The 8,536-nt window shown below is 75.6% G+C and carries 4 protein-coding genes and 2 pseudogenes; 4 read left to right on the top strand and 2 right to left on the bottom strand.

Annotated elements, in window-relative coordinates:
* Positions 1 to 242: 242 nt before the first annotated feature.
* The 4 genes and pseudogenes from yczR to ABD323_RS02060 form a co-directional block, all read left to right on the top strand.
* Positions 243 to 1,748: pseudogene (yczR, locus tag ABD323_RS46200) on the top strand (MocR-like transcription factor YczR); the annotation flags it as partial.
* Positions 1,749 to 3,021: 1,273 nt separating this feature from the next.
* Positions 3,022 to 3,876 carry a dimethylargininase gene (ddaH, locus tag ABD323_RS02050; protein WP_344438309.1) on the top strand — a complete coding sequence of 285 codons (855 nt, stop codon included), beginning with the start codon at positions 3,022 to 3,024 and terminating at the stop codon, positions 3,874 to 3,876.
* Positions 3,877 to 3,925: 49 nt separating this feature from the next.
* The gene (locus ABD323_RS02055; protein ID WP_344438312.1) at positions 3,926 to 5,293 is read left to right on the top strand and encodes a hypothetical protein; all 1,368 of its coding nucleotides are present in this window, start codon (positions 3,926 to 3,928) and stop codon (positions 5,291 to 5,293) included.
* 192 nt (positions 5,294 to 5,485) lie between these two features.
* A complete protein-coding gene (locus ABD323_RS02060) occupies positions 5,486 to 7,213 on the top strand; it encodes a hypothetical protein (RefSeq protein ID WP_344438313.1) in 1,728 nt (575 codons plus the stop codon).
* On the opposite strand, the gene ABD323_RS02065 is transcribed toward ABD323_RS02060, so the two are convergent.
* Together ABD323_RS02065 and ABD323_RS02070 are read right to left on the bottom strand one after the other, a co-directional pair.
* Positions 7,159 to 7,758, bottom strand: a complete 600-nt coding sequence (locus tag ABD323_RS02065; protein ID WP_344438314.1) for a YbaK/EbsC family protein — start codon at positions 7,756 to 7,758, stop codon at positions 7,159 to 7,161. The two genes, ABD323_RS02060 and ABD323_RS02065, sit on opposite strands and share 55 nt — an antisense overlap.
* 342 nt (positions 7,759 to 8,100) lie before the next feature.
* Positions 8,101 to 8,536, bottom strand: a pseudogene (locus ABD323_RS02070) (hypothetical protein); the annotation flags it as partial.

The raw sequence follows: 8,536 nt of genomic DNA on the forward strand, positions 1-8,536 counted from the left end.
GACCCCCAGCCAGCCCAGGAGCGGCGGCACCCGCCGCCCCAGCGCCCGCCCGGCCGGCGGGGGGCCGGGGCCGGGCGCGGGGGCGGGGTCGGCCGGCCGGTCCAGCGGGGTCGGTCGGGGATCGGCGGGGAGGGTGAGGGCAGCCATGGGAACTCCTTCGGGTGGGGCAGTCCGCTCTGCCATGATGGGAAGTCCACTCAGCGCCCCTCCATAGCCAATCCGCACCAGGTGGACTGATTCAGATGGCCGACTGGCACAGCACCGTCACCCCCGGCACCCTCGCCCGCCTGCTGCACGGCACCCGGCTGCCCGCACCCGCCGGGGGGGGGCGCCCCCCCCCCCCCCCCCCGCGCCCCCCCCCCCCCGCCTACCGGACGCTGGCCGGCCAGGTGCGGGCGCTGATCTGCGAGGGCCGGCTGCCGGTCGGCTCCCGGCTGCCCGCCGAACGCGAACTGGCCGGCGCGCTGAGCCTCAGCCGCACCACCATCGCCACCGCCTACGAGGCGCTGCGCACCGAGGGCTACCTGCAGAGCCGGCGCGGCTCCGGCAGCTGGACCACCCTGCCCGAGGGCAGCAGCCCACCCGGCGACGCCCTGCACCCCCTGCCGCCGGACGAGAGCGGCCGGGTGCTCGACCTGGGCGTGGCCGCGCTGCCCGCCCCGCAGCCCCACCTCGGCGAGGCCGCCGCCCGCGCCGTCGAGCTGCTGCCCGCCTATGCCGCCGGCCACGGGCACTACCCCACCGGCCTGCCGGTCCTGCGCGAGGCGCTGGCCCGGCGCTTCACCGCCCGCGGCCTGCCCACCACCCCCGACCAGATCCTGGTCACCACCGGCGCGATGGGCGCCCTGCACCTGCTCCGGCGCGCCCTGGTGGCGCGCGGCGACCGGGTCGCGGTCGAGGCCCCCAGCTACGCCCACACCCTGCAGTCGCTGCGGATCGGCGGCGCCCGGCTGGTACCCGTCGCCCATGCCCGCCCCCACGATCCCACCCGGCCACCGGGCTGGGACCTGCCGGAGTGGCGGCGGGTACTGACCGGCGCCGCGGCCCGGCTGGCCTACGTGATCCCCGACTTCCACAACCCGACCGGCGCACTGATCGACGAGGAGCAGCGCCGCGAGCTGCTCGTCGCCGCCCGGGCCGCCGGCACCGTCCTGCTGGTGGACGAGACGATGGCCGAGCTGGGCTGGGGCCTGCCCGAGGAGGAGCGGGTACGGCCCACCGCGGCGCTGGACCGCTCCGCCCAGGTGGTCACGGTCGGCTCGGCCAGCAAGCTGCTCTGGGGCGGCCTGCGGGTCGGCTGGGTCCGCGCGGCGCCCGCGCTGGTGCGCCGGCTGGCCACCGACCGGGTCTACAGCGACGTCGGCACCCCGGTGCTGGAGCAGCTGATCGCCGCCACGCTGATCGAGGAACGGCTGGCCGAGGTGCGCGACTTCCAGCTGACCCGGCTGCGCGAGAGCCACCGGGCGCTGGCGGCCGAGCTCTCCCGGCAGCTGCCCGACTGGCGGTTCGCCGAGCCCCGCGGCGGGCTGACCCTGTGGGCCGACACCGCGGGCCGCTCCGGCAGCGCGCTGGCCGCGGCGGGCGAGCGCAGCGGGGTGCGGATCGCCGCCGGCTCCCGGTTCGGCGTGGACGGCGCCTTCGAGGGCTACGTCCGCATCCCGCTCACCGTGCCGGCCGCCGGCCGGCCGGCGGTCGCGGTGCTCACCGGTCCGGGCGGCATCGGCAAGACGGCCACCGCGGTACGGGCCGCCCACCACCTGTGCGAGCGCTTCCCGGACGGCCAGCTCCACCTCGACCTGCGCGGCAGCACCCCCGACCCGCTCCCGCCGGCCGGGCTGCTGGCCGCGCTGCTGCGCGCGGTGCTGGCCGCGGCCGGCGCCCGGCCGGAGCTGGCCGAGCTGTCACCGCGCAGCTTCGAGCCGGCCCTGGCGGCCGGCCTGCCCGGCACGGCCCCCGACCTGGTGGCCTGCCTGCTGGACGAGTCCTCCTTCCTGCCCGACCGCTTCGACCTCGCCGCCCCCGACACCCTGACCGAGCACCTGGAGCGTCGCCTGGAGCAGCTGGCCACCCTGGCGGTCAACGCGCTGGGCGACAGCACGGCCACGCTGGTGCTGCACACCGTCCCGCTGCCGCGCAGGCTGCGCGACACGGTCATCGGGGTGCGCGCCCGCGGCACCCTGACCCGGCTCTGGTACCGGCTCAACGCCGGACTGCTGGAGCTGGCCGAGCGGGACCGGCGGATCGAGGTGGTGGACCTGGCCGGACTGCTCGCCACCACGCCCCTGGCGGCCCGCGACGAGCGGCTGCTGCGCCGGCCGGCACCGCCGTACACCGACGGCGCGCTGCTGCTGCTGGCGCACGAGATCCGGCGGATCGGGCAGGCCCGGCTCGGGCTCTCCCGGCGGCTGCTGGCCCTGGGGGCGGACTCCGAGCGCTGGCCGCGCGAACTGTGCCGCACGGTGGGCCACCTGGTCGACCAGGGCGTCATGGTCTTCCACTCCGACCACCACACGCCCGACCCGGTGGAACGGGTGCTCAGCGAGCGCCCTGAGGTCCTGCTGCGCCCGGAGGTCTTCTCCCGCCGGGTGGTCAACTGGGCGCCGCGGGCCGGGAACCTGCGCCGGGCCGCGGAGACCCTGGGGATGGGCACCGAGTCGGTGGTCTTCCTGACCGCCTCCGGCTTCGAACGCGGCCACGTGGCCGTGGAGTTGCCCGAGGTGGCGGTGATCGACACCGGTGGCGACCCCACCCTGCTGGCGACCTCGCTGATCAGCCACGGCTGGTTCGACGTCCTGGAGACCGCCCGGGTCACCGACGGGACCTGTTGACCCGCCCGACCCGCCCCACCGCCCCACCGCCCCACCGCCCCACCGCCCCACCGCCCCACTCACTCACGGACCGACCCGCTGACGGCACCACCGGATCACGGCACCACCCCGCCGCACCATCCCGCCGCACCACCCGGGGCCGGCCCACCAGGCCTGCCGCGGGGCCGACCCACTCACACCAGAGGATCGCGACATGCCCCACACCGATGTCATCGGCGCCGAGCAGCAGCCGCTCGGCCTGCGGGTGGCCACCCCGCGCAGGCTTCTGATGTGCCGCCCACGGCACTTCGACGTCTGCTACTCGATCAACCCGTGGATGCACCCGGAGAAGCCGGTCGACAACAACCTGGCGCTGCTCCAGTGGGAGCGGCTGCGCGAGCTGTACATCTCGCTGGGCCACACCGTGGAGGTGATCGACCCGCTGCCCGGCCTGCCGGACATGGTCTTCGCCGCCAACGGCGCCACCGTGGTGGACGGCAAGGTGCTGGGTGCGCGGTTCCGCCACGCGGAGCGCACCGCCGAGGGCCCGGCCTACCTCGCCTGGTTCGTCGCCAACGGCTACCAGGACGTGCTGTGGCCGGAGTTCATCAACGAGGGCGAGGGCGACTACCTGCCGGTGGGCCGGCGCATCCTGGCCGGCACCGGCTTCCGCACCGACCAGCGCTCGCACGCCGAGGCGCAGGAGTTCTTCGGCCTGCCGGTCACCGGACTGACCCTGGTCAACCCCAACCACTACCACCTGGACACCGCGCTCTCGGTGCTCTCCGACACCGAGATCATGTACTGGCCCGAGGCGTTCACCCCCGGCAGCCGCAGCGTGCTGCGCGAGCTCTACCCCGACGCCGTCCTCGCCTCCGCCGAGGACGCCGCGGTCTTCGGCCTCAACGCCTTCAGCGACGGCCGCAACGTGCTGCTGCCGCAGGCGGCCTCGGGACTCATCGAGCAGCTCAAGGAGCGCGGCTTCCACCCGCTGGGCGTCGACCTCTCCGAACTGCTCAAGGCGGGCGGCAGCGTCAAGTGCTGCACGCTCGAACTGCGCGAAGGCTGATCCACCGCACCACCGGCACACGAACCACCCTTTGAGAAAGGCAGCAGCGATGACGGACCGAGCGACACTGACCGAGGACTACCTGGCCCGGATCCGGACCAGTGGCGCCACCGCCGCGGAACTGGTCGGCCGCCAGACCGAGTCCGCCCAGCTGACCGCCTTCTACGGTGGCGGATTCCTCTCCCGGCCACTGCTCCTCGGCCACCAGGAGCAGATCGGCCTCCAGCACGACCTGGAGCAGTTCCACCAGGCCCTGACCAGCCTGCCGGAACGGCTCTTCGGCGGCGACCTGGCCGCCTTCGCCCGCGCGGTGGGGATGACCGAGGTGCAGGTGTCCGCGATCATGCGCGGACGCGGCAGCTCGGTCACCCGCCAGTCCCGCGCCGACCTCTACCTCACCGAGTCGGGCTTCAAGATGCTCGAGTGCAACATGGGCAGCGCGCTGGGCGGCATGGACAACGGCGACATGGCCGAACTCCTGCTGGAGCACCCGCTGCTGCGCGCGTTCGCCGACGAGCACCGGCTCGCCTACGTGGACACCACCGAGGTCCAGGTCGTCAACACCGTGACCGAGTGCGGCTTCACGCTCGACGACCACCCGGTGGTGGCGCTGGCCGACTGGCCCAGCAGCTACGAGACGCTGGCCCCCTACAACAAGCTGCTCTGCGAGCGCTGGGGCGGCTACGGCCTGGAGGCCTACGCCTGCCACATCGGCGAGTTGGAGGTGCGCGACGGCCGGGTGTGGCTGGACGGCCGGGCCATCGACATCATCGTGCGCACCTTCATGATCGAGGACCTGCTGGAGTCCCCCGAGGCGCCGGCCCTGATGGACCCGGTCCTCGACGCGGCCGAGGCCGGCCTGGTACGGATCTTCACTCCGATGGAGACCGAGGCGTACACCAGCAAGGGCGCGATGGCGATGCTCTCCGACGAACGCAACCGGCACCTTTTCAGCGCCGAGGAGTTGGCGAGCCTGGACCGCCTGCTGCCGTGGACCCGGATGGCGCGCTCCGGCCCGGTCACCCTGGAGAGCGGCGAGCAGGTCGACCTGCTGGAGTACGCGCTGGCCCACCAGGAGTCCCTCGCCCTCAAGCCCACCCTGCTGCACGGCGGTCAGGGCATCGTGCTCGGCTGGGACGAGCGGGTCACCCCCGAGCAGTGGCGCGCGCAGGTCACCGAGGCGCTGGACGGACCGTACCTGCTGCAGCGCCGGGTTCAGCCCATCCCGGAGTACTTCCTGGACGAGAGCGGCGAGTTGACGCCCTGGCTGGTCACCTGGGGAGCCTTCACCGGGGTGAACGGCTTCGGCGGCGCCAACGCCCGCGGCCTGCCGGTCTCCGCCGCCAGCGGCATCGTGAACACCAGCACCGGCGCCCTGGCCGGCAGCGTCCTGGTCGAGCAGGCACCGACCGGCTGACCGCCCCGGTCCGTTCAACTGCAGCCCGCGGACAGTTGGACGGACCGGGGCGGCTGTCCGGATTCCGGGCGGCGCGGAGCGGCCGCTGACCAACCGCGCACCTTTGCCGCGCCCGCGACCGCGCCAGTAGCGTGCGCCGAGGGGCCGACCGGTCGACGGGGCGGGCGCGGCCCCTCTCCCAGAGGGGCGGCCGTGCACGAGCCTGCGGACGAGGTGGAACAGGCACTGCTGCGCGCCCACGCCCTGATCGCGGCGAGCGTCTCGGCCCACCGCCGACGCACCGCGCGGCCCGGTGGGGCGGGCGGGCCGTCCGACGGTGGCGGCGTCGACAGTGCCGCGTGGGTGATCCGCCGGGCCGAGAGGTCGGTGGACATCCTGGTGGGCGGCGTGGAGCGGCAGGCCTGGTCGACCGGCTCGGCGCTGGCCGAACTGCGCGTCCTCGCCCGGCCCGGGGTCACCGTCCGGCTGCTCTGCGGGCCGGCGGGCGCACGGCTGCCGGCCGTCCGCGGCGTCGCCGGGAGAGGCGGTGACGAGGTCCGGGTCAGCGCCCTCGCCCAGGGTGAGGCGATCCTGGTCGACAGCCGGATCGCCCTGGTGCGCTCGGCACGAGAACCGGCCGGGCGGCAGGTCTTCGCCGTCCAGGACCCGGCCGCGGTCCGGGCCCTGGCTCTGCTCTTCGGCGGCGTCTGGTCCGGCGCCCGGCCGCTCTCACCGGCGCTCTCGGCGTCACCCTCGCTGTCGGCGCCGCCGACCGCCGTGGCGTCGCCGCACCGCCCGGGCCCGTCCGCCCACCAGGTACTGGCACAGCTGCAGGGCGGCCACACCGACGAGGTGGCCGCCCAGCGGCTGCGGATCTCGACCCGCACCTACCGGCGCCAGGTCGCCGAGCTGCTGCGCGCGCTCGGTGCGACCTCCCGCTTCCAAGCCGGGGCGCGCGCAGTGGAGTTGGGCCTGGTGCGGCCGACCGGAAGCGACCCCGCCGACGGCGACCCGGCCGCGGGAGGGGCCGCCGGGCCGAGGGGAGCCGCGGGTTCACTCGCCGCCGCGGGTCCGACCCCCGGCCGTGCGGGCCCGCGCGGCGCGGCGAGCACCGGCGACGAGGTGGAACGCGCCCTGCTGGAGACCCAGGCACTGCTCGAGTCGACGGTCGCCCGTTACCGCGAACGCCCCACCCAGGAAGGCTCGTTCCTCACACTCCACCCCGACGGGGCGACGTTGCGCGCGGCCGGCGCCGAACTGATGGCCCGGGCCCGGCAGCAGACCACCGTCCTGCTCGGCGCCGACGAGGAGCAGCGCACCGACGGACCCGCGCCCTGGTGCCCGCCGCTCGCCGCCGGCCCCGGCGGAGCGCGGATCCGGATCCTCGGCCCGTCGGGCCGGCTGGCACGGGCGCGCTCCGCGGAACCGCTCCGGTGGGCCGACCCGCGCACTCTCACGGTCCGCGCCACCGTCGCGCCCCTCGCGCTGGACGCCCTCGTCGTCGACGGGCGCAGTGCCCTGCTGCGCACCGGGACGGCCGACGGCCCGCGAGCCGTGCTGATCCACTGCGCCCCGGTGGTCCGCACCCTGGACGCGCTCGTGGAGAACCTCTGGCTCCGCGCGGGCCCGGTCGCCCAGCCGGTCGACCTCGGGGACCGGGCCGGCGCCGCACGCGCCCGACGGATCCTGCGCTGCCTGGACGCCGGCCTCACCGACGAGGTCGCCGCCCGCGAACTCGCGGTGTCGCTGCGCACCTACCGCCGGTACGTCGCCGCAGTGATGGCCGCGCTCGGGGCCGGCACCCGGTTCCAGGCCGGGGTCCGGGCCACGGAGGCGGGGCTGCTGGCGCCGCGGGTCTCCGTGGCCGGCCGGGCACCCCGGTCCGCTCAGCGCGGAGGTTCGGAGATCTCCACCACCCGGGGGGCGGCGAGCGCGCGGTAGTCCTCGGCCCGGATCGCCAGCGAGCGGTCCAGCCGGGCGGCGTTGAAGTACAGCTCCTCGTGGTCGAAGAGTGCCGGGTCCGCCAGCAGGCGCAGCTGCGGGTGGAAGGAGAACGGCGTGATCGTGCCGCTCACCGAGCCCGCCAGCCGCTCGGCCGTACCGCGTTCGGCGAGCGTGGCGCGCCCACCGCCGCAGGCCGACGCCACCTTCGCCAGGTCCACCCGGCGGTCGCCCGGGATCACCGCGACCGCGTGCACCGGGGCGGCCGGTGCCGAGCCGTCCGGGCCGGCCGCCCCGACGACGGTGACCACCATGCACTTGGCCGCCGCGGCCAGCGCGTGCCCGCGCAGCACGCTGGCGCGCGCGGTCTGGCCCTCGGGGGCGTGGTCGATCGTGCGGTACGGCCGGCCCGCCTCGTCGAGGAAGTCCATCAGCCTGACGTAGCCGGCCAGTTCGGGTTTCCTTCGATCCTGCTCCCGGGACGCCGGCCGGTCCTCCAGCACCACGGAACCGGGCATCTCGCGATGGGGCGTCTCGCCTGTCATGAGTCCTCCTCCAACTGGCGCGAGCACGTGGCAGCGCTCCGCGGCAGGTAGCGATCGGTGCGGACCCGCGACACCCCGGGCCGGCCGGCCGACGATCCGCGGCTGCTGGCAACTCGGCTGTGGAGAAGGGGAGTCGGGTCGGTCCTCGGGCTACGGCAGCCCTACCGTCGACGCCTGCCCGCAACCGGATCTCGGGCGGGGCGGGGCATCTCGACACCCCCACTCTCCCCACCGCCGACCACTGACGGCCAGTGATCTGCAGCAATCGGCCAGCTGTCAGCAAGATGCCACCGGGGCCGGCCGGCGGCATCAGGGCGCGAACGCGGCCGAGGGCCGGAGGGCTCAGGGGCAGGTGTAGCTGAACGACGTGGCGGCGCTGCGGGCGTCCGGGGAGAGCACCTCCAGGGTGGCGGTGGCGGCCAGCGTCCCGTGACCCTGGAAGGTCCAGCGCAGCACCACGTCCGTCTGCCGGCTGCCCTTGAGCACCGGCTGCGTGAGGTCGGCGGAGACCGTTCCGTCGCTGCGCTTCCAGCGGTACGAGACCGTCCCCGCGCGGCCGTCGGTGGTCAGCGTGCCGACCACGACGGCGGTGCCGTCGCAGCCCGGGCCCGCGGGATCGGTGTGCACCGAGACGGCGGTGACGCTCAGCGCGGGGCTCAGCCACTGCCAGGCCAGGTACCCCAGCACCGCGAGCAGGACGGCGGCCGGCAGCAGCCACCACAGCCGCCGGCGCCGGCGCGGCGCCTGGCCCGGCCGGGGCGCGCGCGGGGCCCGCTGG

It is taken from the genome of Kitasatospora nipponensis (genome assembly GCF_039528135.1).
GTDB lineage: Bacteria > Actinomycetota > Actinomycetes > Streptomycetales > Streptomycetaceae > Kitasatospora > Kitasatospora nipponensis.

What these genes read in the sequence shown, in the direction of transcription:
- ddaH (WP_344438309.1), top strand. Translation starts at nt 3,022, where the DNA reads ATGCCCCACACCGATGTCATCGGCGCCGAGCAGCAGCCGCTCGGCCTG.
- ABD323_RS02055 (WP_344438312.1), top strand. Translation starts at nt 3,926, where the DNA reads ATGACGGACCGAGCGACACTGACCGAGGACTACCTGGCCCGGATCCGG.
- ABD323_RS02065 (WP_344438314.1), bottom strand. Translation starts at nt 7,758, where the DNA reads ATGACAGGCGAGACGCCCCATCGCGAGATGCCCGGTTCCGTGGTGCTG.